At 69.5% G+C, this 25,108-nt stretch carries 22 protein-coding genes; 6 read left to right on the top strand and 16 right to left on the bottom strand.

Features of this window, described 5'->3' with window-relative positions; genetic code table 11:
• Positions 1–12 precede the first annotated feature (12 nt).
• Genes AORI_RS78860 through AORI_RS78870 form a run of 3 tightly spaced genes read right to left on the bottom strand, consistent with a single transcriptional unit; the run spans position 13 to position 2,824 of the window.
• Entirely contained in the window at positions 13–1,254 is a 1,242-nt protein-coding gene (locus AORI_RS78860) for a hypothetical protein (RefSeq protein ID WP_228688262.1), read from the bottom strand.
• A gap of 12 nt (positions 1,255–1,266) precedes the next feature.
• A complete protein-coding gene (locus AORI_RS78865) occupies positions 1,267–2,040 on the bottom strand; it encodes an ESX secretion-associated protein EspG (protein ID WP_016337828.1) in 774 nt (257 codons plus the stop codon).
• Positions 2,033–2,824 (bottom strand): ESX secretion-associated protein EspG, encoded by a 792-nt coding sequence (locus AORI_RS78870; RefSeq protein WP_016337829.1) that lies wholly within the window; start codon positions 2,822–2,824, stop codon positions 2,033–2,035. Before AORI_RS78870 ends, AORI_RS78865 begins: the two co-directional genes overlap by 8 nt.
• Before the next feature lie 38 nt (positions 2,825–2,862).
• On the opposite strand from AORI_RS78870, the gene AORI_RS83600 reads away from it, so the two are divergent.
• Positions 2,863–3,081 carry a hypothetical protein gene (locus tag AORI_RS83600; protein ID WP_200870946.1) on the top strand — a complete coding sequence of 73 codons (219 nt, stop codon included), beginning with the start codon at positions 2,863–2,865 and terminating at the stop codon, positions 3,079–3,081.
• Positions 3,082–3,184: 103 nt separating this feature from the next.
• On the opposite strand, the gene topA is transcribed toward AORI_RS83600, so the two are convergent.
• On the bottom strand, positions 3,185–6,097 hold the full coding sequence (gene topA / locus AORI_RS78880; protein WP_016337831.1) for a type I DNA topoisomerase: 2,913 nt from the start codon (positions 6,095–6,097) through the stop codon (positions 3,185–3,187).
• A gap of 269 nt (positions 6,098–6,366) precedes the next feature.
• On the opposite strand from topA, the gene AORI_RS78885 reads away from it, so the two are divergent.
• Positions 6,367–7,179 carry a S1 family peptidase gene (locus tag AORI_RS78885; protein WP_016337832.1) on the top strand — a complete coding sequence of 271 codons (813 nt, stop codon included), beginning with the start codon at positions 6,367–6,369 and terminating at the stop codon, positions 7,177–7,179.
• A gap of 413 nt (positions 7,180–7,592) precedes the next feature.
• On the opposite strand, the gene AORI_RS78890 is transcribed toward AORI_RS78885, so the two are convergent.
• The 4 genes from AORI_RS78890 to AORI_RS78905 form a co-directional block, all read right to left on the bottom strand.
• Positions 7,593–8,204 carry a hypothetical protein gene (locus AORI_RS78890; RefSeq protein ID WP_016337833.1) on the bottom strand — a complete coding sequence of 204 codons (612 nt, stop codon included), beginning with the start codon at positions 8,202–8,204 and terminating at the stop codon, positions 7,593–7,595.
• A 34-nt stretch (positions 8,205–8,238) separates the two neighbouring features.
• Positions 8,239–8,823 (bottom strand): hypothetical protein, encoded by a 585-nt coding sequence (locus tag AORI_RS78895; RefSeq protein WP_016337834.1) that lies wholly within the window; start codon positions 8,821–8,823, stop codon positions 8,239–8,241.
• Positions 8,824–8,914: 91 nt separating this feature from the next.
• A complete protein-coding gene (locus AORI_RS78900) occupies positions 8,915–9,454 on the bottom strand; it encodes a hypothetical protein (RefSeq protein ID WP_016337835.1) in 540 nt (179 codons plus the stop codon).
• Positions 9,455–9,562: 108 nt separating this feature from the next.
• Positions 9,563–11,857 carry a sodium-translocating pyrophosphatase gene (locus AORI_RS78905; RefSeq protein WP_016337836.1) on the bottom strand — a complete coding sequence of 765 codons (2,295 nt, stop codon included), beginning with the start codon at positions 11,855–11,857 and terminating at the stop codon, positions 9,563–9,565.
• A gap of 318 nt (positions 11,858–12,175) precedes the next feature.
• On the opposite strand from AORI_RS78905, the gene AORI_RS78910 reads away from it, so the two are divergent.
• Positions 12,176–14,641, top strand: a complete 2,466-nt coding sequence (locus tag AORI_RS78910) for a DEAD/DEAH box helicase (protein WP_016337837.1) — start codon at positions 12,176–12,178, stop codon at positions 14,639–14,641.
• A 13-nt stretch (positions 14,642–14,654) separates the two neighbouring features.
• Here the strand turns inward: AORI_RS78910 and AORI_RS78915 are convergent, their stop codons facing one another.
• From AORI_RS78915 to ssd, 8 genes are all read right to left on the bottom strand, one after another.
• Complete coding sequence (locus AORI_RS78915; protein ID WP_016337838.1) at positions 14,655–15,281, bottom strand: bifunctional DNA primase/polymerase; 627 nt, start codon at positions 15,279–15,281, stop codon at positions 14,655–14,657.
• A gap of 418 nt (positions 15,282–15,699) precedes the next feature.
• Positions 15,700–16,056 (bottom strand): Rv3654c family TadE-like protein, encoded by a 357-nt coding sequence (locus tag AORI_RS78920; protein ID WP_016337839.1) that lies wholly within the window; start codon positions 16,054–16,056, stop codon positions 15,700–15,702.
• Positions 16,053–16,391 carry a TadE family type IV pilus minor pilin gene (locus AORI_RS78925; protein ID WP_016337840.1) on the bottom strand — a complete coding sequence of 113 codons (339 nt, stop codon included), beginning with the start codon at positions 16,389–16,391 and terminating at the stop codon, positions 16,053–16,055. Before AORI_RS78925 ends, AORI_RS78920 begins: the two co-directional genes overlap by 4 nt.
• Positions 16,391–16,564 carry a DUF4244 domain-containing protein gene (locus AORI_RS83160; protein ID WP_016337841.1) on the bottom strand — a complete coding sequence of 58 codons (174 nt, stop codon included), beginning with the start codon at positions 16,562–16,564 and terminating at the stop codon, positions 16,391–16,393. Before AORI_RS83160 ends, AORI_RS78925 begins: the two co-directional genes overlap by 1 nt.
• 16 nt (positions 16,565–16,580) lie before the next feature.
• Positions 16,581–17,150 carry a type II secretion system F family protein gene (locus AORI_RS78935; protein ID WP_016337842.1) on the bottom strand — a complete coding sequence of 190 codons (570 nt, stop codon included), beginning with the start codon at positions 17,148–17,150 and terminating at the stop codon, positions 16,581–16,583.
• Entirely contained in the window at positions 17,144–17,884 is a 741-nt protein-coding gene (locus tag AORI_RS78940) for a type II secretion system F family protein (protein ID WP_016337843.1), read from the bottom strand. The genes AORI_RS78935 and AORI_RS78940 overlap by 7 nt, the downstream gene beginning before the upstream one ends.
• On the bottom strand, positions 17,881–19,023 hold the full coding sequence (locus AORI_RS78945; protein ID WP_016337844.1) for a TadA family conjugal transfer-associated ATPase: 1,143 nt from the start codon (positions 19,021–19,023) through the stop codon (positions 17,881–17,883). Before AORI_RS78945 ends, AORI_RS78940 begins: the two co-directional genes overlap by 4 nt.
• A complete protein-coding gene (gene ssd, locus AORI_RS78950; RefSeq protein WP_016337845.1) occupies positions 19,020–20,093 on the bottom strand; it encodes a septum site-determining protein Ssd in 1,074 nt (357 codons plus the stop codon). The genes AORI_RS78945 and ssd overlap by 4 nt, the downstream gene beginning before the upstream one ends.
• Before the next feature lie 563 nt (positions 20,094–20,656).
• Here ssd and AORI_RS78955 point away from each other — a divergent pair.
• The 3 genes from AORI_RS78955 (at position 20,657) to AORI_RS78965 (ending at position 25,101) form a co-directional block, all read left to right on the top strand.
• Positions 20,657–21,454 carry an HAD family hydrolase gene (locus AORI_RS78955; RefSeq protein WP_016337846.1) on the top strand — a complete coding sequence of 266 codons (798 nt, stop codon included), beginning with the start codon at positions 20,657–20,659 and terminating at the stop codon, positions 21,452–21,454.
• A gap of 576 nt (positions 21,455–22,030) precedes the next feature.
• Positions 22,031–23,836 (top strand): glycoside hydrolase family 3 protein, encoded by a 1,806-nt coding sequence (locus AORI_RS78960; protein ID WP_016337847.1) that lies wholly within the window; start codon positions 22,031–22,033, stop codon positions 23,834–23,836.
• Positions 23,833–25,101 carry an exo-beta-N-acetylmuramidase NamZ family protein gene (locus AORI_RS78965; protein WP_016337848.1) on the top strand — a complete coding sequence of 423 codons (1,269 nt, stop codon included), beginning with the start codon at positions 23,833–23,835 and terminating at the stop codon, positions 25,099–25,101. The genes AORI_RS78960 and AORI_RS78965 overlap by 4 nt, the downstream gene beginning before the upstream one ends.
• Positions 25,102–25,108: the final 7 nt, after the last annotated feature.

Genomic DNA, 25,108 nt, shown 5'->3' on the forward strand with positions numbered 1-25,108 from the left:
GTGACCACCTCACTACGGAATGTCCTCTGCTTCCAGGGTAACCACCTCTGCCCGCCGCACATCCGCCCAATGGGCCAGATAAATGTCACGCGCCGCGAGGCTGATCTTCACATCCTCCAGCAAAGGTTCGAAGAAAGAACGCCGGTACCGGGCATCCGTCGCGGTCGATGCGGCGAAGTACAGACCGGAGAAGACGGCGAGGAAGACGGAGACGTTGACGAGCGCGGAACTCACCGGGAGGGGGACACCCAGCAGTGTCCCGGGCGCCGATTCGCGGCCGGCGAACTCCGTCACGACCTCGGGGCTGAGGATCAGCACCCCGAACACGACGAAGAACGCGAACACCAGCACGCCGAACGCCACGATCTGCACCGCTTGGGCGAAGAACAGCACCAAGGCGATGTTCAAACGCTCGGTCTTCGTCAGCGCGCGCCTGTCCGGTGGCGGGGTGTCGTCGTCGAACGGTGTACCGCGCAGGACGGTCGCGCCGGGCTCCACGGTCCAGGACTTCAGCTCCTTGATCTCGTCGGACAGCATCGACGCCAGGAACACGGCGCCGATCAGTACGAGGAAGCCGGCCACCAGCCACAACCGGCCAGGGGTCAGCCGTTCCACGGCCTGCCACAGCTCGGCGGTGAAGAAGCTGAACATCACCACGAGCAGGAGCAGCGGCAACGCTCGCGACGCCAGCGTGCCGATGGCCCTGACCTGGGCGACCGCGCTCCGCGCCGCCCAGGTGAGGATCGAACCGACGCCGATCCGGACCAGCAACATCAGCACGGCCAGCGCGGCCAGGTTGGTGAGCACGGCGACCCACAACGGGTTGTCCCACGACACCAGCCCGGTGAGCCGCTCGCCGAGCGGCAGCACGAGCAGCCAGAAGCCGATCGTCACCGCCATCACGGCCAACCGGACCCGGATGTGGCTCAGCACGCGGAGCAGCTTCGCCATCAGCCGCCCGGCGATCACCGGCACCACGACCACGGCGAACGTCAGCGCCAGCACGCCGAGCACGTAGCCGACGCCGCTGCTGCGCATCCGGGCCGCGAGCACGGCCTCGGGGACGTCGAGCAGCTTCAGCAACGCGGCCAGCAGCAGGTCGAGCAGGCACAGGAACACCAACCCCGGCGTGGACCGGCGCAACATGCCTGCGCCACGCCGCCGCCGGTGGATGACCATCGGCAGCCCTCGCCGCCGGAACCACGCGTCGGCCGCGCGCCGGTCCAGGTCCATGCCCGCATTCCCCCTCGTCATCGCCCAAGGCGGCTACGTCCGGCTCAAGTCCACCGCCTCGTGCAGCCAGCCCGCCAGTGCCCGGCGGTCCATTCCACCGAACATCAGCCACCCTTCGGAAGGGGCTGCGTACAAAACGAACCTCCCCAAGTCGTTGTCCACGATCACGAAGCCGTAGTCCGGGTACTCGGCGTTCAGGCCGCCGAAGGCGACCAGATCGAGGATCGCCGTGCCAGTGCGCGGACGGTTCAGCGTGTCGGCGACCAGCCCGACCTCTTCCTCCTGCCCGGGCAGCGGCACCCCGTGCTCGTCGATCCTGATGCGCATCGGCTCGGTCTCCCCTGCGGGAACGTGCGGGAGCCCGCCGAACACCCGGGCTCCCAGCTCGCCGAAATCGCTGAGGCTGAACGTGGTCCGCCGCCCCGACCGCATCCGCCAGACGACCGCCTGATGCCCGTCTCCGTAGCAATCGACGCGTACCGAACGCGGCGCGGACGCGAAGACGCCGGTGAGGACGCCGCGCACCGAACCGCGCAACATCACGCCGTGCATTTGCACCGCGGCCGGATGGATCTCGCCGTTTTCCATCAGCCCGGCCTCTTCGAGCATCGCCGCCTTGGCCGCGTACCGCTCGGCCTGGGTGACGAGATCCGCCGGCTCGTCGTAGGACGGGCACAGCCGCCGGATCTCGTCGTCGGTGATCTCCGGGTCGTACCCCAGGTACACGCTCCGCCGCTCGGGCACCGCGCGCAGCACCGGCTCGGCGGCCCGCCTCATCAGTTCCTTCACGGTCGCCGGTTCACGCATGGTTCTGCACCGCCTTCACGATCCATTGCTCGGCCGTCGACCGGCTGGCCGGGCCCCAGGTGAGCGTCCAGCGGCCGTCGCCGTCCATCGCCGCGCTGAACTGGTACCGGCCGAGGTCGTTGTCGACCAGGCCGAACGCGCCGTGCGGATACTCGGCGAGGATGGAGTTCCGCACCGCGAGATCGACGAGAACCGTGCCGTGGCGCGGCCGCGAAGCGCCCTCACGGATCACCTCGACGGCGTCGCGGGCCCGCAGCGGGATCAGCCCGCCGGCGTCCGTCACGATGCGCACCGTCTCGCCGGTGCCCGGCGGATGGTCGGGCAGGCCGTCGAACACCCAGCCCGGCAGCGCGCTGAGGAAACCGGACCGCAGCCTCGCCCGCCTGCCGAGCTTGTTCAGCACCGTGGTGTAGTCCTCGTCGCCGAAGAACCGGACCTCCCACGGCTCCGGACGCGACGGGAACACACCGGTCACGACGCCGCGGATGAACCCGCCGCGCAGCGCGCGATACAGCCCGACGGCCTCGGGCGTGACCTCGCCGCCGGGGGCCAGCCCGATGGTCGCCATCCCGCTCACGAACCGGGTGTACTGCTCCACCTCCTCGGCCAGGGTGAGCCCTGGAGTCGGCTCCTCGTCGGCCAGCACCGGCGGCACGGCGAGCTCCGGGTCGTAGAACTCCATCACCGAGGGACGCTCCGGAACCTCGGCTGCCAGCGGGGCGATGACCTCGTCGATGACGTCGAAGACAGCGGTCGTTGAAGTGCTCACCTGACCATTGAACACCCTGGTACCGACAATTTTTAGAACTTTTGTTCGAACGGGTGAGGCGGTTCGGCGAGCGGTCGGCGAGCGGTCATCGGCCGACAAGCACCGGCCTTATCTCGTACCACTTCGCGAACAAGGAGGAACTCGTCCGGACGGTCCTCGAAGACGTCTTCCGCGAGATCGGCGCGTTCATGGCCGAGCGGATGAGCGAACCCGCGTCGGCGAGCGAGGCGCTGCGCACGACCGCGAACATCCCGGCGGCCTGTGCGACCTGACCCGGCTCCACTCACGTCCTCTCAGTGGTCACCTGGATGCCATGAAAGGTCCTTTCCTTGCGAATTTTGCAAGGAAAGGACCTTTCATGGCGCGTGAAGGGAGCTACTTCGTCTTCGTGGCCGTCGAGCGCGTCGAAGGCTTCTTCGCCGCTGTCGACTTCGCTGCCGCGGTTTTGGTCGCAGCGGTCTTGGTCGCGGTGGTCTTCTTGGCCGCGGTCGTCTTGGTGGCCGTCGTCTTCGACGCCGCCGTCTTCCGCGCCGGAGCCTTGCGCTTGGGCGCCGGGCCCTTCGCGCGCTTCTCCGCCAGCAGTTCGGCGGCGCGCTCGGCCGTCAGCTCCTCGATGCTGTCCGACTTCCGCAGCGTCGCGTTGTACTCGCCATCGGTCACGTACGGGCCGAACCGGCCGTCCTTGACCACCATCGGCTTACCGGACACCGGGTCGTCGCCGAGCTCCTTGAGCGGCGGCTTCGCGGTCGCGGACCGGCCACGCTGCTTCGGCTCCGAGTAGATCTTCAGCGCCTCTTCGAGCGTGATCGAGAACAGCTGGTCCTCGGTGGTGAGCGAACGCGAGTCCGTGCCCTTCTTCAGGTACGGCCCGTAGCGCCCGTTCTGCGCGGTGATCTCGTCGCCGGATTCCGGGTCCTTGCCGACCACGCGCGGCAGCGAAAGCAGCTTCAGCGCGTCTTCGAGGTTCATCGTCTCGATCGACATCGACTTGAACAGCGAGCCCGTCCGCGGCTTCGGCTGCTTCGCCTTCGCGGCCTTCTTCTGCGCGGCGGTCGCGCCTTCGGGCAGCGGCTCCGGCTCGGGCAGGAGCTCGGTGACGTACGGGCCGAAGCGGCCTTCCTTCGCCACGATCTCGTGCCCGCTGACCGGGTCCTTGCCGAGTACGCGGCCTTCCTGCGGCGTCGCGAAGAGCTTCTCCGCGATCTCCTTGGTCAGCTCGTCCGGCGGCAGGTCCTCCGGCAGGTTCGCCCGCTGCGACGTCCCGTCCACCTCGCGCTCGAGGTACGGGCCGTAGCGGCCGACGCGCACGACGACGGTGTGCCCGTCGGCGTCGCTGAACAGGGGGATCGAGTTGATCTCGCGGGCGTCGATGTCCTCGACACCCGAGCCGACCAGCTTCTTCAGCCCGCCGAGACGGCCGACGGAACCGTCGACGCCCATGTCGCCGCCGAAGTAGAACTTCGACAGCCACTGCGTCCGGTGCTCGTCACCGGCGGCGATGCGGTCGAGCTCGTCCTCCATGCCGGCGGTGAAGTCGTAGTCGACCAGCCGCTCGAAATGCCGCTCCATCAGGCCGATCACGGCGAACGCGACCCAGGAGGGCACCAGCGCGGAACCCTTCTTCCACACGTAGCCGCGGTCCTGGATGGTCTTGATGATCGACGCGTACGTCGACGGGCGGCCGATGCCCAGCTCCTCGAGCTTGCTGACCAGGCTCGGCTCCGAGTAGCGCGCCGGCGGCGACGTGGTGTGCCCGTCCGGGCTCAGCTCGGTCGCGGTCAGCGCCTGGTCCTTGACCAGCTGCGGCAGACGGCTCTGCTTGTCGTCCGCCTCGCCACCGCTCTCGGTGTCGACGGCCTCGACGTACGCCTTGAGGAACCCGGCGAAGGTGATCGTGCGGCCCGACGAGGCGAACGTGCACTCCTCGCCACTGGTGGCCGTGCCGACGATGCGCACCGACATCGTGGTGCCCTTCGCGTCCGCCATCTGCGACGCGATCGTGCGCTGCCAGATCATCTCGTAAAGGCGGTACTCGTCGGTGTCCAGATCCTTCGCGACCTGGCCCGGCGTACGGAAGACCTCACCCGAGGGACGGATCGCCTCGTGGGCTTCCTGCGCGTTCTTAACCTTGCGGGTGTACTGGCGCGGCGACGGCGAGACGTATTCCTTGCCGTACAGCTGCGTCGCCTGGCTGCGCGCCGCCGAGATCGCCGACTCCGACAGCGTCGTGGAGTCGGTACGCATATAAGTGATGTACCCGTTCTCGTACAGCTTCTGCGCGATCCGCATGGTGCGCTCGGAGGTGAACCGCAGCTTGCGGCCCGCCTCCTGCTGCAGGGTCGAGGTCATGAAGGGCGCGTACGGCTTGCGCGTGTACGGCTTCTCCTCGACGCTCGCGACCTTGAAGTCGCGGTTCTTGAGCGCCTCGGCCAGCCGGACGGCGTCGGCCTCGGCCAGCACCCGGATCTCGTTGTTCGAGGCCTTGAGCCGCCCGTCCGAGCCGAAGTCACGGCCGGTGGCCAGGCGCGCGCCGTCGACGGCGATCATCCTGGCCGGGAAGTTGCGGGGCGACGCTTCGGCGCCGACGTCCATCGTCGCGGAGATGTCCCAGTACGACGCCGAGGTGAAGCGCATGCGCTCGCGCTCCCGCTCGACCACGATCCTGGTCGCCACCGACTGCACGCGGCCGGCCGAAAGCTTCGGCATGACCTTCTTCCACAGCACGGGCGAGACCTCGTAGCCGTAGAGCCGGTCCAGGATGCGGCGGGTCTCCTGCGCGTCGACGAGGTCCCCGTCGAGCTCGCGGGTGCTGTCGGCCGCGGCGCGGATCGCCTGCTCGGTGACCTCGTGGAAGACCATCCGGCGCACCGGGACCTTCGGCTTGAGGGTCTCCAGCAGATGCCACGCGATGGCCTCGCCCTCGCGGTCGGGGTCCGTGGCGAGGTAGAGCTCGTCGACGTCCTTCAGCAGGCCCTTCAGCTCCGTGACCTTGGACTTCTTGTCCGGCGTGACGACGTAGAGCGCCTTGAAGTCGTTGTCGACGTCGACACCCAGCCGCGCCCACGACTCGCCCTTGTACTGGGCGGGCACGTCGGCCGCGCCGCGGGGAAGGTCGCGGATGTGTCCGACGGAGGACTCCACGACGTAGTTACCGCCGAGGTACGGGGCGATCTTGCGGGCCTTGGTCGGCGACTCGACGATCACCAGCCGACGACGGCCCGCGCCGTCGTCCGACGCCGCGGTCTTCTTCGTCCGTGCTCCTGCCACGCTGTCCTGCTCTCCGCTCATCTTCGGCGCCTTCGCGCCGCCTCTCGACCCGTCAGTGTGCACGCTCGCACCGCCCGGACCACGGCTAGGTGGTGCAACACGCCGCCGATCGTGTGTCCAGCGCATCGCCGCTGACCTCGTCGATGTTTCCTTTCAACACCTAGCACGTGATGTCGGACACGTCCGCCTGGGGTCCCGCGTGACGGGGCGAACACCCTCCGTTCGACGGTGGTGACACCGTGGCCGTCAACGCTTCACTTGATGTCCACGCCGACCCGAAAGGACTCCACGTGACCCGACGACTCCTCGGCACCCTGTTCGCCATGCTGACCGCGTCCGCCCTGGTCGGCACCGCACCGGCGGAAGCGGCCACCACCACCTTCGCCGGAACGGTGGCGTTGTCGAACTGCTCCGGGTCGGTGGTCAAACCGCCCGAGGCGAGCCTCGACGACCCGGCCCTCGTCCTTTCCAACGGGCATTGCCTGCAAGAAGGTTTCCCGGACCCCGGGGAAGTAATCGTCGACAAGCCCTCGTCACGGACGTTCAGCCTGCTGTCCAAGGACGGCCGCTCGTCGCTGGGCACGCTCAAGGCGAAGAAGCTGCTCTACGCCACGATGACCGACACCGACGTCTCGCTGTACCAGCTCGACACCAGCTACGCCAAGATCAAGTCGAGGTACGGTATCGCTCCGCTGACGCTCTCGCCCACCCGTCCGTCGGCGGGTATCGCGATGGACGTGGTCTCGGGATATTGGAAGAAGATCTACTCCTGCAACATCGACGGTTTCGTCCACGAGCTGCACGAGGCGGACTGGGTCTGGAAGGACTCGATCCGGTACACCTCGGCGTGCAAGACGATCGGCGGGACCTCGGGGTCGCCCATCATCGAGACCTCGACCGGGAAGGTCGTCGGCGTCAACAACACCGGCAACGAAAGCGGCCAGCGGTGCACGATGAACAACCCGTGCGAGGTCGACGCGGCCGGGAACGTGACCGTGCGGCAGGGCATCAACTACGGGGAGCAGACCTACCAGCTGACCTCCTGTCTTTCGCACAGTGAACTCGACCTCGCGAACCCGAACTGCCGGGCGCCGAAGCCCTGACCTTTCTCCCTCGCCGGCCGCCATGAACGGCCGACGGCTGATCGCGGGTCAGATGGGTCGTGAGGGGCGTTTCGGGTTCCGGGCCAACCCTGTCCTGGATCGGTCTTGCGTGACCGGATGGACGACACACGTGATCCGACGGACGACACGCGTGCCTGGACGGACGACGTACCGTCCGTTCGATCACACGAAACCCCTGCCCTCTGTACCTACCGGTCCGAAGTCCGTGAAGGTCCACAGGGCGCGGCGTGCGCAAAACCGGAACTCGCGTGATCAGAGGCGTGACTCACGTGATCAGGCACGAAACTCGCGAGTGCGGTGCACGTCCTCATGAATGCGGCGCAACGTGGTCGTGAGTGGCATTTCGGGTTAGAACACGAAACGCCACTCACGACCCGCGCGACCGAGCGGCTTCAGACGGCGCGCACCACCGGCACCAAGCTCGGCCAGGCGGGCTCGGCACCCGCGGGCGCGTCCCCGATCAGCTCGAGGACGTGCGCGAGCCGCCGCCGTCCGGTGACCCGGAGCAGCGAGTCTTCCCCTTTCTGCGCTTTGGCGGGCACGCCCAGCCGCGCCAGCGCCGTGATCAACCGCTCGTGCGTCTCCGGCACCGCCGGATCGAGCGCGAGCAGGTAGCCGTTGCCCTGGGGGCTGCCCGCCGCCAGCGCCCACATCCTCAACATGGCCCCGTCGAGCCGGAAGCCCTCCGGCAGGACCTTCTCTTCACCACGGTTCCACCGCTGCTCCAGCGGCAGCAGATCGACCCGGAACGGCGTCCGCACGAGCGGCCGCCCGCATTCGGCGGCCGAGACCTGCGCCTGGACGCCGCGCCGACGGCATTCCCTGGCGAGGGCACCCGCTCGCCACGGCTCGTCGACCACGGCGGACAGCCGCCCGGCCGTCCGCCCGAAGCCCGTCATCCGCCCGGGCCCGCACAGCACTCCGGCGAGGTCGGCGAGCTCCGGCCCGCTCGCCTCCGCCGAGAAGAGCGAGATCGTCCCGTCCACCCGGACAGAATAGAACACAAGTTCGACTGATGGCCAGTGATCGGGCGATGACTCAGCGAGGTTGTTTCACCAATTCCTGGCAAACCGGGATCCGGCTGCTCGCCGCGGCGAGCTGCGGCACGTCGTTAAGGCCCCTGAGAAGGTCAAGACGGTCCAGTTCGTCGAGCGAGGTCCTCGCGTCGCGAAGCGCGGCCTTCGTCGCCTCGGGGTCGGCTGAGGAGTCGAGACGATGGCGGACTTCGTCGGCGCGGGCGCGGATGCCGCCGAGCTGGGCCACCGCCGCCGTCCGCGAGGTGTCGCCGCCGGCGACCGGTGCCGGGCCGAGGTTCTCGAGCGCGGCGGAAGTGCGATCCAGCCCTTCGACCACCGACAGCATCAGCTCACTGGAGGTGCGCGAAGCCTGCTGAGGCGTGCTCGGATCGACGCTGGGCAGCGCCGCCAGCGTCCGGACGAGTCCGCCCGCCGCGCCGCAGTACGCCTCCGCCCAAGCGGAGGTGGGGTCGGCCTCCGACGCGCTGACCGTCGCGAGACCTTCTTGTCTGGCGTGGGAAGTCACCGCGGGCTGCTGCCCGCACCCGGCGAGGCCGAGTCCGATACCTGTTGCTAGCGCGGCAAGGACGGTGAACCGCGGCCGCACGAAAACACCTCCCGACCTGACGACTTCCCGGCTGGCCCCCGACGGTACCGATACCGGGGGGCAATGCAAATCAACGTGGCGGAAAGAGCGGTCAAGAAGGCAGCTTTTTGCAGTTCGGGGCCTGCGCGGCCAGTGTTTTCAACGAAACGTCCGATTCCAGCCGCTGGAACGGGTCGGGCATGTCGTTCATCCGGGAACCGATTCGCCGGAAGGAAGCCGCGGCGTCCGTCACGGCCTTCTTGTCGCCCTTCGGCGCGGCGTCGAGCGCCGCCTTCGCGGCGAGTACCTCGTCCCGGATCGGCGTCAGCGCGTCGACGATGCTCTTGCGCACCGCTTCGGCCTCCGCGCTCGGCGCTTGGCCGAGCTTCCCCAAGCCGGTGACCGCGTTGTCGAAACCGGGCGCGAACACCCCGAAGGCCTCGTCCATCACCTTCCGCGCGCTCGCGACGTCGTTCTGCTCGAACTCGGGCATCGTGAAATCGCCGATCTTGGCGAAGTCGAGCAACGAACCACAGAAACCGTCCATCCAGGAAACCCCGGCCACGGGAGCGGAGGAAGAAGGAGTGGCCGCCGGTTCGGAGCCGCAGCCCGCCAGCAGGAAAGCGGCGAACAGGATCAGCGAACGCCTCATGGCAGGGACTCCCCCGGATCGGATCGGCGTGACGCGCAGATATTAGACACACGCCGGGCCCGCCACGGGAAATCGTGGCGGGCCCGGCGGAGGGAAACTGTCCCGGCGTTACGCCTTCGCTTCCGCGGGGGTGTCGGAAAGAACCGACTCGCGGCGCTTGGAGACCACGATCGCCGCGACGATGATCGCGACGGCGACCAGCGAGATCGCGATGCGGATGCCGACGTTGGCGTCCGCGCCGATCGAGAACTGCACGATCGCCGGGGCGATCAGCACCGACACCAGGTTCATCACCTTGATCAACGGGTTGATCGCGGGACCGGCGGTGTCCTTGAACGGGTCGCCCACGGTGTCACCGATGATGGTGGCCTCGTGCGCGTCCGAACCCTTGCCGCCGTGGTTCCCGTCCTCCACGAGCTTCTTCGCGTTGTCCCAAGCGCCACCGGAGTTGGCGAGGAAGATCGCCATCAGGGTGCCGGTCGCGATCGCACCGGCCAGGTAACCGGCGAGCGCGCCGGTGCCGAGGCCGAAGCCGACCGCGATGGGGGCGAAGACCGCGAGCAGACCGGGCGTGGTCAGCTCACGCAGCGAATCGCGCGTGACGATGTCGACGACCCGGCCGTACTCGGGACGGGTGGTGCCCTCCATGATCCCCGGGATGTCGCGGAACTGGCGGCGCACTTCGTAGACGACCGCGCCGGCGGCACGGGACACCGCGTTGACCGCGAGACCGGAGAACAGGAACACGACCGCCGCGCCGACGATCACGCCGACCAGGGTGTTCGGGCTGACCACCGTGTTCACGAAGAAGTTCAGCGTCGACATGCTGGCTTCCGCCGCTTCCGGGATCGACTTCAGCGCCTTGCTGATCGCGTCCTGGTAGGACCCGAACAACGCCGTCGCCGCGAGGACCGCCGTGGCGATCGCGATGCCCTTGGTGATGGCCTTGGTGGTGTTGCCGACCGCGTCGAGCTCGGTGAGGATCTGCGCGGCGTCTTCGTCGACGTCGCCCGACATCTCCGCGATGCCCTGCGCGTTGTCCGAAACCGGGCCGAAGGTGTCCATCGCGACGATGACGCCGACGGTGGTGAGCAGACCGGTACCGGCCAGCGCCACGGCGAACAGCGCGACGCCGCCGCCGAGCAGGTACGCGCCGAACACCGCCGCGCCGATCACCAGCGCGGTGTACACAGCGGACTCGAAACCGACCGAGATACCGGACAGGATCACCGTCGCCGCACCGGTTTCCGAGGTCTTGCCGACCTCCTTGACCGGCTTGTGCTCGGTGCCGGTGTAGTAACCGGTGAGCTTGAGGATGATCGCCGCGAGCACGATGCCGATGATGACCGAGACGGTCGCGATGACCGCCGGGTTCCCGGACTCGTTGGTGGCGCCGCCGGTCAGCTCGGAGAACGAACCGGGCAGGTAGACGAACGCCGCGATCGTCGAGAGCACCGCGGAAATACCGGCGGAGATGTAGAAGGAGCGGTTGATCGTGACCAGACCGCCTTCGCCCGCTTTGGCCTTGGTGATGTAGACACCGATGACCGCGGTGATCACGCCGATGGCGGGAACGATGAGCGGGAAGATCAGGCCGTGCACGCCGAAGGCGGTGCTACCCAGGATCAGCGCCGCCACGAGCATGACCGCGTACGACTCGAAGAGGTCCGCCGCCATCCCGGCGCAGTCGCCCACGTTGTCACCGACGTTGTCGGCGATGGTGGCCGCGTTGCGCGGGTCGTCCTCGGGGATGCCCTGCTCGACCTTGCCGACCAGGTCGGCGCCGACGTCGGCGGCCTTCGTGAAGATACCGCCGCCGACACGCATGAACATCGCGATCAGCGCGGCGCCGAAACCGAAGCCCTCCAACACCTTCGGGGCCTGTCCGGTGTAGACGAGGACGACCACCGCGGCGCCGAAGAGGCCGAGACCGACGGTGATCATGCCGACCACGCCACCGGTGCGGAAGGCCACGCGCATCGCCTTTTCGCGACCGCCTTCCTCCCGCGAAGCGGCCGCGACGCGCAGGTTCGCCTGCGTCGCCAGCCACATGCCGAGATAGCCGATCGCGAAGGAGAACGCCGCGCCGACCAGGAAGAAGATCGACCTGCCGATCTTTTCGTTCCAGTCATCGGCCGGCAAGGCGAAGAGCAGTACGAACACGATCGCACCGAAGATCGCGAGGGTGTTGCGCTGCCGTTTCAGATAGGCAGCCGCGCCTTCCTGCACTGCCTTCGCGATGTCCTGCATCTTGGTGGTGCCCTGGCCGGCGGCCAGCACCTCCTTGAGCAGAACGTAGCCGATGACCAGTGCGGCAAGGGCGACCACGGCGATTACACCGACGATGGTGTAACCACCTCCGGAGAGCGTGAGTTCGCCCTCCGCGAGGAACTGCCGGGACATTCGTCCTCCTGGAGACGTCGCCGTTGGCCAACGACGATCCGCCGATGGAACCGGCGTGCCGACGCTGGCATGGGGGAACTGAACCGAACGTCACGCTAGTCGCACTGCAAGGCACGTCTCACATGACGCTCGCCACAGTCGGTGTGGATTGCGGGAGTGTATTGGTAGTGGGATGGCGGACGGCAAGGCGTCCCCGCCACCGCACGTTCCGTTACCTTGTGAGGCTGGTCACTTTATCGATCATCGACGGCCGCTTCCAGTGCCCGGTCCGTTCGGCGGCGGCCCGTTTCTGTCGGTGCGCTGTGCGAAGCTCGGAAGGTGGACGGCACGGTGCGACCCGGCAAAGGGCGGAGGCTTCTCGACCGCGCGACGGCGGGGATCCCGGCTTCGCTGTACCCGGTCACCCATGTGGCCGAGTTGCCCGCCCGTCCGGCGGATTCGGTCGACTGGCCGGAGTGGGCGGCGGCCCCGGTCGTCGAGGCACTGAGGGCGAACGGCGTCAAGGCGCCATGGCGGCATCAGGTGGAAGCGGCGTCGCTGGCCCGCGCGGGCGAGCACGTGGTGATCTCCACCGGCACGGCGTCGGGCAAGTCGCTCGCGTACCAGTTGCCGGTGCTTTCGGCTTTGGTCGAGGACGAGCGCGCTTCGGCGCTGTACCTGTCGCCGACCAAGGCGCTCGGCGCCGACCAGTTGCGCGCGGTGTCCTCTTTGGACATCAAGAAGGCGCGGGCGGCGTCGTTCGACGGCGACACCCCGTTGGAGGAGCGGGACTGGGTCCGCGCGCACGCGAACTGGGTGTTCACGAACCCGGACATGCTGCACCGCGGGATCCTTTCGTCGCACGCGCGCTGGTCACGGTTCTTCCGGCGGCTCGCGTTCGTCGTCGTCGACGAATGCCACAGCTATCGCGGGGTCTTCGGTTCGCACGTGGCACTGCTGCTGCGCAGGCTGCGAAGGGTCGCGGCGTACTACGGCGCTTCGCCGGTCTTCGTCCTCGCGTCGGCGACGACGGCGGATCCGGCGGCGTTCGCGGCGAAGCTCACCGGACAGGACTGTGTCCCGGTCACCGAGGACGGCTCACCCCGCGGCGCCCGCACGGTCGCGTTGTGGGAACCACCGCTGCTGTCGGAACTCTCGGGCGAGAACGGGGCACCGGTGCGGCGTTCGGCGGGAGCCGAGGCTTCTCGCATCCTCGCCGAACTGGTCATCGAAGGCGCTCGTTCGCTGGCGTTCGTCCGGTCGCGGCGGGGCGCGGAGCTGACCGCGCTCGGCGCCCGGCGCATTCTGTCCGAAGTGGACGGTGCCCTGGCGGAATCCGTGGCCGCGTACCGCTCCGGGTACCTGCCGGAAGAGCGGCGTGCCCTCGAAGCGGCGTTGCTGTCCGGGCGGTTGCTCGGCGTCGCGACGACGAACGCGCTCGAACTCGGCGTCGACATCGCGGGGCTGGACGCGGTGGTGCTGGCCGGCTACCCGGGGACGCTCGCGTCGTTCTGGCAGCAGGCTGGCCGGGCCGGGCGCGCGGGAGACGCGGCGCTGGTCGTGTTCGTGGCCAGGGACGATCCGCTGGACACCTATCTCGTGCACCATCCGGCCGCGATCCTGGACCGGCCGGTGGAAGCCGCCGTCCTCGACCCTTCGAATCCGTATGTCCTCGGGCCGCAACTGGCGTGCGCCATCGCCGAACTCCCGTTGACCGAGCCGGAGGTCGCGGCCTTCGGCGGCGACCCGGCGCGCGCCGTACTCGCCGATCTGGTCAAGGAGAAGATCGTCCGGCGCCGGTCGAGCGGCTGGTACTGGACTTCGCGCGACCGGCCGCACGCCGAGGTCGGCATCCGCGGTTCCGGCGGCGAGCAGATCGCCGTGGTGGAGGCCGATTCCGGCCGAATGCTCGGCACCGTCGACCCGGGTTCCGCCTGCTACGCGGTGCATCCCGGCGCGGTGTACCTGCACCAGGGTTCGTCCTATGTGGTCGACGAGCTCGACCTGGAGACCGGGCTCGCGCTGGTGCACGCGGAGGATCCGGACTGGACCACGTCGCCGCGCGAGATCGTCGACATCAGTGTGCTGCGCACCGAAGAGACCAGCGTGCACGGCGGGGTCACGGTGAACCTCGGCGAGGTGTCGGTCAGTTCGCAAGTGGTCGGCTACTTGCGGCGGCGCCCGTCCGGCGAGGTGCTGGACCAGACGCCGCTGGATCTGCCGGAGCAGAGCCTGCACACCCGCGCCGTCTGGTACACGATCTCGGCGGAGCTGCTCGGTGTGTCCGGTGGTGTGGCGGGGACCGGGGGCCATCGGACGGGGACCGAAGTTCTGGAGCCGGTGGGGACCGGAGGCTCCAGGGTGGGGACCGAGGAACTTGGCGGGGCACCGGGGACGAGCGCCGAGTTGGATCCGGCGCGCGTCCCCGGTGCCCTGCATGCCGCCGAGCACGCGGCGATCGGCCTGCTACCGCTGTTCGCTACGTGCGACCGCTGGGACATTGGCGGGGTGTCGACCGCGTGGCACGAAGACACCGGGGAGGCGACGGTGTTCGTGCACGATGGCCATCCCGGGGGTGCGGGATTCGCCGACCGCGGATTTGCCGCGATTGTCCCTTGGCTGGCCGCAACGCGGGAGGCGATCGTTTCCTGCGAGTGCCCGGCCGGCTGCCCGTCCTGCGTCCAGTCGCCGAAGTGCGGGAACGGCAACGATCCGCTGGACAAGGCGGGGGCAGTGGCCGTTCTGGACACCGTGCTCGGGGCTTTGCGTCAGCACGGGTCCGTGTCCGGCCACGGGGTGGCTTGAAATTGTGGGTTGATCAGGCGGCGGTGCTCAGGGTCGCCACGGGGGCGACGGTCCGGTCACCGGCCAGCGCACGGACGAGCACGTCGTGCACCTCGGTGGCCTCGGGCAGCTGCCAGCCCCAGACCTCGGGCTTGACCCGCCAGTGCACGACACCGTGCTGGAACGGCGACGGGGGCAGCGGGATGTAGCCGTTCGCGCCGTGCCACTGGATCGAGGCCTGGTCGGCCAGTTCCCGCGGGATGCTCGTGGCGACGGTGGTGAGGAACAGCCAGCGGCCGTTCGGCATCGCGACGATCGGGGCGGGGTGTCCGGTGGCGCGCAGTAGGCGGGCGGCGGCCTTGCCGAGCTCGTCGTCGACCTCGATGGCGTCGAGCACGGTGCCGGTGGCCACGAGCAGGCTGTGGGTGTCGTCGCCGAACCAGGTGGCGACCTCGTGCGGGTGGGTCTCGGTCAGTTCGCGCCAGTTGTCCTGTGCCGGGACGGGACGGCGCCAGGTGAGGTCGTCACCTTCGGCGGTGATCGCGGCGGGCTCCGCACCCGGGAGCACCGGCCAGCCACGCCACGCGAGGCCGATCGCCTCCGCCCGCATCTCGATGCGGAAGGCGCCCCGCCAGCTGTCCGGCCAATTCGCGTCCAACATTCCCGTCCCTGCCTCAGGTCAACTCTGTCCTGTGTCGGTTCTGCTCCGCGCCACCCGGCGACCTTCTCGAGGTGGCGCACATCTCAATAAACGGCAAGTTGCACATCGGGAGAAGACCTCACGCGACAACCGGCGGTTACTTAGCGATGAACGCGCGGTAGTGCGACCGGACGGACCGAACGCCGGACGTCCGATTAACGGGCGTGCGCGACCGGTCCAGGGCCGTTCGTCGCAGCCGACCTGGGATTCCGCCCCGAGTGATGGCGCTCACGACGAGCGGCGGGCGGCCGTTCGGCGGCGCGCTGATCATGGCTTCGACCGCTCGCCGTGCGGCAACGACCGCTGCTCGCGCCGAGCGGTTACTCACGCGTACTACCGGCCGGTCACCACCGGACGACCGTTCGTCGTGCGACGCACGTCACGGTGACCGGCCGACCGGGCCCGCCCTGGCCCGCGCCTCCGCCCGTCCGGTGACCGCCGGCCGTGCCGACGGCTCCGAGCGCACCTCGACCAGGGCATCGCCGCGCTCCCACCGGCAGCTGAGCAGCGTGACCGACATCCGGACGGCGACCTCCCTAGCCCGTTCGCAGGCCGCGCCGGGTCCCTCCGTGGCGTGCGAGGCGGCCGCGAGCGCGGCCAGATCGGCGGCGGCCTCGGCGCGGTGGCGGGCCGTGACGGCGGCGCCGATCCAGAAGACGAACGCCGCCGCGCAGACCAGCGCCGCGACGATCGAGGCCGTCCACACGGTCGCGACCCCGCGGTCGTTCGAGGTCACGGCCCGCTTCCCGGCTCGGCGATGGCGAAGGCACGGGAGTGCAGCCGGATACCCGGCAGGAGCCCCGCCACCGGTTCGGCCTCGACGCCGACGGTGATCGAGTCGCCTTCGCGGACGACGTCCAGCCGAGCGCCGGACGGTGCGATCTCCCGCACCGCCTGTTCGGCACGGGCGGGCTGCCCTCGGGCGAGGAGCCTGGCCGCCTCCCGGGCAGCGTCGGTACAGCGGAGCTGATCGGAGGCGACTCCGATCCCGGCGAACAGCAAGGCCGATACGAAGGTCAGCGCGCCGATGCCGAGCGCCGCCTCGACCGTGACGGAGCCGCGGTCGGCCATCAGAACTTCACCGACAGGGCCCGCTCGATGAGCGCGGTGAGCCCAGCGGAGACGGCATCACTGGTGACGACCAGATAGAGGAGGGCCGCCAACCCGGCGGCGGCCAAGGTGCCGATGGCGTACTCGACCGTCGTCATGCCGTCGTCTTCGCGGAAGGTGGGGAGCTTGTTCATGGGAAGCGCCTTTCAGTCAGAGGAAGTCGAGACGACCGGCGAGGCCGAGCACGACGGGCAGGACGCCGAGGCAGAGGAACGCGGGGAGAAAGCAGAGGCCGATCGGGGCCGCCAGCAGCACTCCGGCCCGTTCGGATCGTTCCTCGGCTTCGGCGGAGAGCGACTCGCGCAGTCTTCGCGCGAGGTCCTTCGCGTGGGCGGCGAGCGCGGTGCCCGCCCTCGCCGTACGAACCGCGGCGACGGACAGTTCCGTCAGGCCGGGCCGGTCGCGGACCGGGGCCCAGGCTTCCGCCGGTCCGACGCCCACGGCGAGGTGCGACGCCACCGAGCGCAGTGCCGCCGCGGTCTGCGGTGACGCGGTCGGGACGACGGCTTCGAGCGCGACGGGTACCGGCAGCCCACCGGCCAGGCAGGCGGACAGCAGATCGAGGGTGGCCGCGGACCGAAGGAGTTCGGAGACGCCTTTGCCGCGAGGCCTTCTTTCCCGCGGCCGGAGCCATCCGGGGCGCTCTGTGGCCACAGAGGTGACGCGCGGCCAGCAGAAGACGGCACCGCCCAGCAGGATCAGGGCCGCGCCGGTCAGCATGGCGCCACCCGCCCGGTGAGGGCCCGGCACCAGGCCGTGCCCGCCCAGATCAGACCGCTGCCCACGACGAGCGACCACTGACCGGCGGCCGTCCCGGTGAGGGCGTGGACCGGCCCGGCCCCCATCGCCTCGCCGAGCAGCAGACACATCAGCGGGAGGACCGCGAGCACGGCGGCACTCGCCCGAGGGCCCGCCATCTTGGCTTTGAGACGACGGCGGAAACCGATCTCCGCCTCGGCGTCCCGGCGCGCGGCATCGAGCACCTCGGCCATCGGGAGCCCGAAGCGATTCGCGAGTGTCCACGCGGTCGCCAGCGCCGGTGGCGCGTCCGGTTCTGTGGCGGTGTCACCACCGAACCGGGCGGCCGCGATGAGTCCGCGCAAGCGCTCGGACGCCGCGGGCACCGCCTCCGCGGTGGCTTCGGCTGCGGCGACCGGATGGGCACCCGCCCGGAGTTCACCGATCATGGTCCGCAGCACGGACGCGGTGAGTTCGGCTTCGGCCAGCGCCGCCTTCTCTCGCGCCCGCCATCGGTATTCCTGGCGGATCGCCAAGGTGAGCACCAGCGTCGCCACCGCCCAGCCGATTCCCACGAAGGACAGAGCCAGCGCGGGGAGCGGCCACCAGCCCGCCCGGACGGCGCGAGGTAGCCGCCAGGCGATCGGAGTGCGCGCCATCGGCTTCGGCCAGCAGGCGAGACCCGCACCCCAGGAGAGAAGGAACCACGGGTTCACGCCGCCATCTCCTCGAACGGCGTCTCGTCGCCGATCCAGGCGCCCTTGCTCCAGACCGGGACGACCTTGGCCTCGCCTCGGAAGGACCGGAGGACGCCGACCTCGTCCAGCCGCCGGATCCCGCTCGGCAGGCGGCGCATGTGCAGGACCACTCGTATCGCCGCGGTCAGCTGGCTGTGCAGCGCGTCCCGTTTCAACCCGCCGAGCGCGGCCAGCGCTTCCAGCCGCGCGGGGACGTCCTCCGGCGAATTGGCGTGCACGGTGCAGCCGCCGCCCTCGTGGCCCGTGTTCATGGCGTTGAGCAACGCGATGACCTCGCCGCCGCGCACCTCGCCGACGACCAGCCGGTCCGGACGCATGCGCAACGCCTGCCGCACCAGCTCGCTCAGCCCGACCTCGCCCGCGCCCTCGACGTTCGCCGGGCGGGTGAGCAGGCTGACGAACTGCGGATGGTCCGGTTGCAGTTCTCCGGCGTCTTCGACGCAGACGATGCGTTCGGCAGGGGGCACCGCGCCGAGCAACGCGGAAAGCAGGGTCGTCTTCCCCGCCCCTGTCCCGCCGGACACCAGGAACGGGAGCCGTCGCCGGATGACCGAGCCGAGCAGGTCGGCGCCGCTGGTGCCGAACGCCCCGTGCAGCCGGAGTTCGGCGAGATCATGGGTGGCGGGCCGGAGAACCCGGAGCGAGAGCGCGGTCCCGGCGGGAGCGATCGGCGGGAGGACCGCGTGCATGCGGACCCGGCCTTGCGGCCCCACGCCCGGCAGCCAGCAGTCGGCGAACGGTTGAGCGTCGTCCAGGCGCCGCCCGCCGGCGAGGGCGAGCCGCTGAGCCAGCCTGCGGACGGCTTCTTCGTCGGCGAAACGAACGTCCGTCAAGCGGATGCCTTCGCCGGTGTCGGTCCAGACCTCGTCGGGTGCCGTGACGAGAACGTCTGTGACGCCGGGTTTTTCGAGAAGCGGCGCCAACGGCCCGGCTCCGACGAACTCGTCACGGGCCAGCCGGACCGCTCCGAGGACGGCCTCCTGCCCGAGCGCGCCACCGGCTTCGGCGCGGACCGCCCGCGCGACGCTCACCGGATCCGCCGGGGCGGCCGATCCGGCCAGCCGCCGCCGGACCCGCTCGACCAGATCGCCGGTCATCGCGAGGCACCGGCCAACCGCCCTCGCGCGGCGGCGAGGACTTCGCCGGCGGCGATGGCCAAATGCCCGCGATGCCTCAGGACGAACTCGCCGCGGTCGAGGGCCGCCGCGAGGGAGCGCTCGCGGCCCATCGAGGTGATGAGCGGAACGCCGACGGCGTCGGCGATCTCTTGCGGGATCAGCCCGGCGGGCGACGGCCCCCGCACCGCGACGCCGATCCGTGACGCGTGGGGCTCGATCCTGGCGAGGACCTGTTTCGCCGCCGCGCAGGCACGGAGTTCGGCGGGGACGACGACCACGACCAGATCGGCCAGCCCGATCACGGTGGACGTCTCGGCGCCGAAGTACCTCGGCAGATCGCAGACGACCGTCCGGCCGGCCCGGCGTCCGGCGCACAGCACGCCTTCGATCGCGTCGGGCCCCGGGCCGCGCCCTTCCCTGCCATAGGACACAAAGGACAGTGAGCCGGTCGCGTACTTCTTTCGCGGCAGGGCTTCGCTCAACGCGGCCATGGAGACCCGGCCGCCGAGTTCGAGCTCCGGCCAGCGTGGCCCGCGATCGCGTTCGGCGGCGAGGAGGACGTCGACCCCGCCGCCGAGCGGATCGCAGTCGACGAGCAGCCCGCCGGTGCCGGACTTCTCCGCCCGGTACGCGACGGCGGCCGAAAGCACGGAAGCCCCGGCCCCGCCTCGCCCGCCGATGATCCCGATGACGACGCCGTCGTCCCGCGGCGGCCCGTCGACGACGTCGGCGAACTCGCCGATGAGGTCGCTTTCCTCGTCCGGCAGGGAAAGAACCTTCTCCGAACCGGTGTTGACGGCCCGCTCCCACGTCGCCGGCGTCGGCGCGCCCTTGCAGACGAGCAGGACCTTGTTCCGCCGCAGCAGCCGGTTCGGCGCGCTCGCGGCCTCCTCGTCGAGCACCACGAGCGGCGCGCGGGCCCATCTCCCGCGTGCGGCGTCGAGATCGGGTGCTCGCTCGACCTCGCAACCCGCGGCCGCCGCCACGCGCAGGATCTCGTCGAGCAGGACGTCGTCTCCGGCGACGACGAGCGGATGTTCCGCGGTCATGACTCCCCCAGTGATTCGGTCGGACTCGGGTGACCACTCCACGGTCCCGCCGCTTCCCCACCGCGCACAACGCCATTCCGTCCCACCTGTGGACAACCGGGGTGTTGTGGACAACTCCACCCCGGGAAACCGGTTTCCCACGTTTTCCGTCAGCCCCTTCCGCTATGAGCCTCGGAGCCGGACGAGACACAAGAAGTCCTTGAGAGAAAGGAAAGTTAACGAACTACGGCCTGTTCTGCCTTGCCCTGCCGGGGTTTCCGCCGCCGACAAGGTCTGAACCATTGGCACGACGGGAAATTAGGAGGCGGCCCTCGCCAGGGGGGAGGGACGAGGGCCGCCTGGGGTTCAGCCCCGGGGGGTCGGACTGAACCTGGGCCCGGTGCAACACCGGACATTCTCACTGTAACTCCGATACCGGCCCGTTGCGGGCGGCGCCGGTACCCACAATTCGATAACGGCACGCCGCGCCCGATCGGATACGCGGTCGTGAATTTTCCACCGTCGTATCCCCATCGTGGTCGACCAACGGGCGGCCGGCCGTCCGGCTCTCCTATCCTTGGCGAGTGGACCGACCCAGCACGACGCCGAGCCAGGTCGCGGCGTTCTTCGATCTCGACAAGACGATCATCGCGTCATCGAGCGCTTTGGCCTTCAGCAAGCCGCTTTTGCGCGAAGGCCTGATCAACCGCCGAGCCGCGCTTCGCAGTGCGTACGCCCAGCTCGTCTTCTCCCTCGCGGGCGCGGACGCGGCGAAGACCGAGCGGATGCGAGCCGAGGTTTCCGCGCTGTGCACCGGATGGGATGTCGCACAGGTGTCGGCGATCGTCCGCGAAACGCTGCACGACGTCGTCGACCCGCTCGTCTACGCGGAGGCGGCGGAACTGATCTCGTCCCATCGCGCGGACGGGCACGACGTCGTGGTGCTGTCGGCGACCGGCGAGGAAGTCGTCGCGCCGGTCGCCGAAATGCTCGGCGCGACGCGGAGCGTGGCCACGCGGATGCAGATCGTGGACGGCCGATACTCGGGCGAAGTCGATTTCTACTGCTACGGCGAGAACAAGGCCGTCGCCGCGAAGCAACTCGCGGCGACGTACGGCTACGACCTCACCCAGTGCCACGCGTACACCGACTCGAGCACCGACATCCCGCTCCTCGAAGTCGTCGGACGGCCGCACGCGGTCAACCCCGACCGAGTCCTGCGCAAGCACGCGACGGAACAGGGCTGGGAGATCCTCGCCTTCGAGCACCCGATGTCGCTGCGGACCCGGATCCCCGCGCGGTCGGCGGGCCTGGTCGCGCTCGGCGCCTTCGCCGCGGGTGCCACCTGGTACGGCTACAACCGGCGCAAACGCACCCGCTGAGCGCACACCCACACGGCGGTACCGGGCCGGTTTTCGCAGTCAGGGGCGCGAATTGTCCGTCGCGGAGGGTGCCCGTGTCACTAGATCGAGCCTCTGTACCGGTGCACCCGTCTGCGCACTTGAAGTGACCCGGCTCACGGCGTAGAAAGTAGGTGCGGACGTTCGGTCGGCCAGGGAACAGGTAGAAGAGAAGCCTGTTCCACCCCGGCGAATCTCCGTGTGCGGACACCGGGTACCCACGCGCAGCGCGCCGCGGGAGGCTCGTCGTCTAGGGACTGCGTACCGGGACGCCGGACGCCGAGTCCATGAAGGTACGACCAGAGTTGCACGCTTGGTCGCCCGAGTGGTCCGCACTGACTGGCGGCGCCCGCCGGCTTCTTGCCGACGGGCGCCGCCAGTGTTTTGCCCACGTTTTCAAGCGTGACAGGCCCGTTCGCGTCCCTTTGTGTATGAACGGACCGTTCGTGCGGGTGGCCGATGGACAAGCAAAGTGCTTGTGGGTAGCTTCCGGATATCAGTGCTTCCAGGTGGACTTCTTTCCATCTGAGAGTCAGGCACGAATCTGGGAGGCTTGAGGTGACGACCCGAATCGCGCACGCCCGTCATCGGAGGATCCATGCGCTCGCCCTGCCCCTCGCGGGTCTGCTCGCCCTGGGTGTCGCGGGTGTTCCGGCGACCGCGCAGCCGGTGACGGCCGACGCGGAGGCGCAGCGGACGCTGCGCGGGCTGACCCTGGAGCAGAAGGTCGGGCAGCTCTTCGTCACCTGGGTGAACGGCAAGTCCGCCGACGAGGTCAACGCCAAGAACAAGGCCGACTTCGGGGTCGACACCCCCGCGCAGGTGATCGAGAAGTACCACCTGGGCGGCGTCATCTACTTCAACAACGACAGCCGCGACAACTTCGACGACCCGGTGCAGGTCGCCAAGCTGTCGAACGGGCTCCAGCGGGCCGCGCTCCGCAGCGGCGCCCGCATTCCGTTGCAGATCGCGACCGACCAGGAAGGCGGCACGGTCACCCGGATGGGGGCCCCCGCCACCGAACTGCCGAACGCGATGGCGATCTCGGCGGGCCGTGACACCAAGGCCGCGCAGGACGCCGCCCGGATCCTCGGGCACGAACTGCGCGCAGTCGGCATCAACCAGGACTTCGCCCCCGACGCCGACGTCAACTCGAACCCGGCGAACCCGGTGATCGGCGTCCGTTCCTTCTCCGGCCGCCCGGAGCTGGCGAGCCAGTTCGTCGAAGCCCAGGTCAGGGGCTTCCAGAACTCCGGACGGCGTTCGGAGACGGTGTCCGCCGCCGCGAAGCACTTCCCCGGCCACGGCGACGCGGCCACCGACAGTCACCACGAGCTGCCCCGGATCGACCGGAGCGAGGCCAGCTGGCGCGAGACCGACGTGCCGCCGTTCAAGGCCGCCATCAAGGCGGGCATCGACTCGATCATGAGCGCGCACATCCAGTTCCCCAGCCTCGACCCGTCGGGCGAACCGGCCACGCTGTCGAAGCCGATCCTCACCGGCAAGCTGCGCGAGGAGCTCGGATACCGCGGAGTCGTCGTCACCGACTCCCTCTCGATGGACGCGGTGCGCGAGATGCACACCGACGCGGAGATCCCGGTGCTGGCCCTCAAGGCAGGCATCGACCAGCTGCTCATGCCGGTGAACCTCGAACTCGCGATCAACTCGGTGCTCGACGCCGTCCGCAAGGGCGAGCTGACCGAGCGGCGTATCGACGAGAGCGTCCTGCGGGTGCTGAAGCTCAAGCTGAACCGCGGCATCCTGACCTCGCCGTTCGTCGACCCGGCCAAGGTGATGTCGAAGGTCGGCGTCCCGGCCAACCTCGCGACCGCGCAGGGCATCGCCGATCGGTCGGTCACCGCGATCCGCAACGACGGCGGTGTCCTGCCGCTCAAGCAGCAGCCCGCGAAGACGCTCGTGACCGGCTGGGGCGCGACCACGACGGCGTCGCTGGCCGCGAAGCTCACCGCGCACGGCACGCAGGCGACCGCGCTCCAGACCGGCCAGACGCCGACGGACGCGCAGATCGCGCAGGCGGCCGCGGCGGCGAAGAACGTCGACCTCGTCGTCGTGCTGACCAACAACGTCGGCACGTATCCGTTGCAGGGCAAGCTTTTGCAGGCGCTGGCCGACACCGGGAAGCCCGTCGTCGCCGTCGCCGCACAGATCCCCTACGACGCCGGCTACGAGAACCCGATCAAGACGTGGCTCGCCACATACGGCTACATCTCGCCTTCGCTCGAAGCGCTGGCGAAGGTGATCCTCGGGAAGGTGACGCCGCAGGGCAAGCTGCCGGTGGACGTTCCCGCGGGCAAGGACGTGGGCACGGTGAAGTACCCCTTCGGCCACGGGCTGACCTGGTGAACCTCAACCGCCGCCACTTCCTCGCCACCGGCGCGCTCGCGGTCCCCGCGCTGACGGCCGGGTCCTCGGTCGCGGGGGCCCAGCCGGAAAGCGAGAGCAAAGGTCCCCCGCTCACCCGCACCGGAGCGGACGTGCTCGCCGCCCGGGGCTGGGCGCCACTGTCCGGCCGCAAGCTCGGCGTGCTGTCGAATCCGACGGGCGTGCTGGCGAGCGGCGACCACATCGTCGACTCGATGGTCGCCGCCGGGGTCCGGCCGCTCGCCGCGTTCGGGCCGGAGCACGGTTTCCGCGGCAGCGCGCAGGCAGGCGGTTCCGAGGGCGACTACACCGATCCGCGCACCGGCGTGCCGGTGTACGACGCGTACGGCGCCGACGCGACGAAGCTCGCCGGGATGTTCACGAAGGCGGGCGTCGACACCGTCGTCTTCGACATCGCCGACGTAGGCGCGCGGTTCTACACCTACATCTGGTCGCTGTACACGGCGATGGTCGCGGCGGCGAAGGTCGGCGCGGCGGTCGTCGTGCTGGACCGGCCGAATCCGCTGGGCGGCAAAGCCGCCGGGCCGATGCTGAACCCGGCGTTCGCCTCGGGTGTCGGCCGGAAGCCGATCGTGCAGCAGCACGGCATGACCGTCGGCGAACTCGCGCGGTTCTTCGCGGCCGAGTTCCTGCCTGCCGAAGGGGTCACGCCGGGCAAGCTCGAAATCGTCGAGGTGCGCGACTGGCGCCGCGATCAGCTCTTCGCCCGCACCGGGCTGACCTGGGTGCCGCCGAGCCCGAACATGCCGACGCCGGACACCGCGCTCGTCTACCCCGGCACCGGGATGTTCGAGGGCACTGTGTTCTCCGAAGGCCGGGGCACCACGAGGCCGTTCGAGATCATCGGCGCGCCGGGCCTCGATTGGCGCTGGCGCGAGAAGCTCGGCGAGCTACGGCTTCCCGGGGTGAAGTTCCGTGAGGCGTACTTCGTGCCGACGTTCGGCAAGTTCGTCAACGAGCCCTGCGGCGGCGTGCAGGTGACGATCACCGATCCGCGGGCGTTCGACGCCATCCGCACCGCGGTCACCATGTTCGTCACCGCGAAACAGGTGCATCCGGACAAGTTCAAGTGGCGCCCCGACAACTTCCTCGACAAGCTCTCCGGCTCGGACAGGCTGCGCACGATGATCGACAAGGGCGCCGGAGCGGACGAGATCGTCGGGTCCTGGCAGGCCGAACTGGCCGAGTTCGACCGGAAACGCCGCCGCCATCTCATCTACCGCTGAAGGGGAC

It is taken from the genome of Amycolatopsis keratiniphila, from assembly GCF_000400635.2.
In the GTDB taxonomy this organism is placed as follows: domain Bacteria; phylum Actinomycetota; class Actinomycetes; order Mycobacteriales; family Pseudonocardiaceae; genus Amycolatopsis; species Amycolatopsis keratiniphila.

Excerpts from the sequence above, each read along its gene's own strand:
- AORI_RS78865 (WP_016337828.1), bottom strand. The coding sequence starts at position 2,040 with ATGCGTGAACCGGCGACCGTGAAGGAACTGATGAGGCGGGCCGCCGAG.
- AORI_RS78905 (WP_016337836.1), bottom strand. The coding sequence starts at position 11,857 with ATGTCCCGGCAGTTCCTCGCGGAGGGCGAACTCACGCTCTCCGGAGGT.
- AORI_RS78860 (WP_228688262.1), bottom strand. The coding sequence starts at position 1,254 with ATGACGAGGGGGAATGCGGGCATGGACCTGGACCGGCGCGCGGCCGAC.
- AORI_RS78915 (WP_016337838.1), bottom strand. The coding sequence starts at position 15,281 with ATGTTGGACGCGAATTGGCCGGACAGCTGGCGGGGCGCCTTCCGCATC.
- AORI_RS83160 (WP_016337841.1), bottom strand. The coding sequence starts at position 16,564 with ATGAACAAGCTCCCCACCTTCCGCGAAGACGACGGCATGACGACGGTC.
- AORI_RS78900 (WP_016337835.1), bottom strand. The coding sequence starts at position 9,454 with ATGAGGCGTTCGCTGATCCTGTTCGCCGCTTTCCTGCTGGCGGGCTGC.
- AORI_RS78945 (WP_016337844.1), bottom strand. The coding sequence starts at position 19,023 with ATGACCGGCGATCTGGTCGAGCGGGTCCGGCGGCGGCTGGCCGGATCG.
- ssd (WP_016337845.1), bottom strand. The coding sequence starts at position 20,093 with ATGACCGCGGAACATCCGCTCGTCGTCGCCGGAGACGACGTCCTGCTC.
- topA (WP_016337831.1), bottom strand. The coding sequence starts at position 6,097 with ATGAGCGGAGAGCAGGACAGCGTGGCAGGAGCACGGACGAAGAAGACC.
- AORI_RS78935 (WP_016337842.1), bottom strand. The coding sequence starts at position 17,150 with ATGCTGACCGGCGCGGCCCTGATCCTGCTGGGCGGTGCCGTCTTCTGC.
- AORI_RS78925 (WP_016337840.1), bottom strand. The coding sequence starts at position 16,391 with ATGGCCGACCGCGGCTCCGTCACGGTCGAGGCGGCGCTCGGCATCGGC.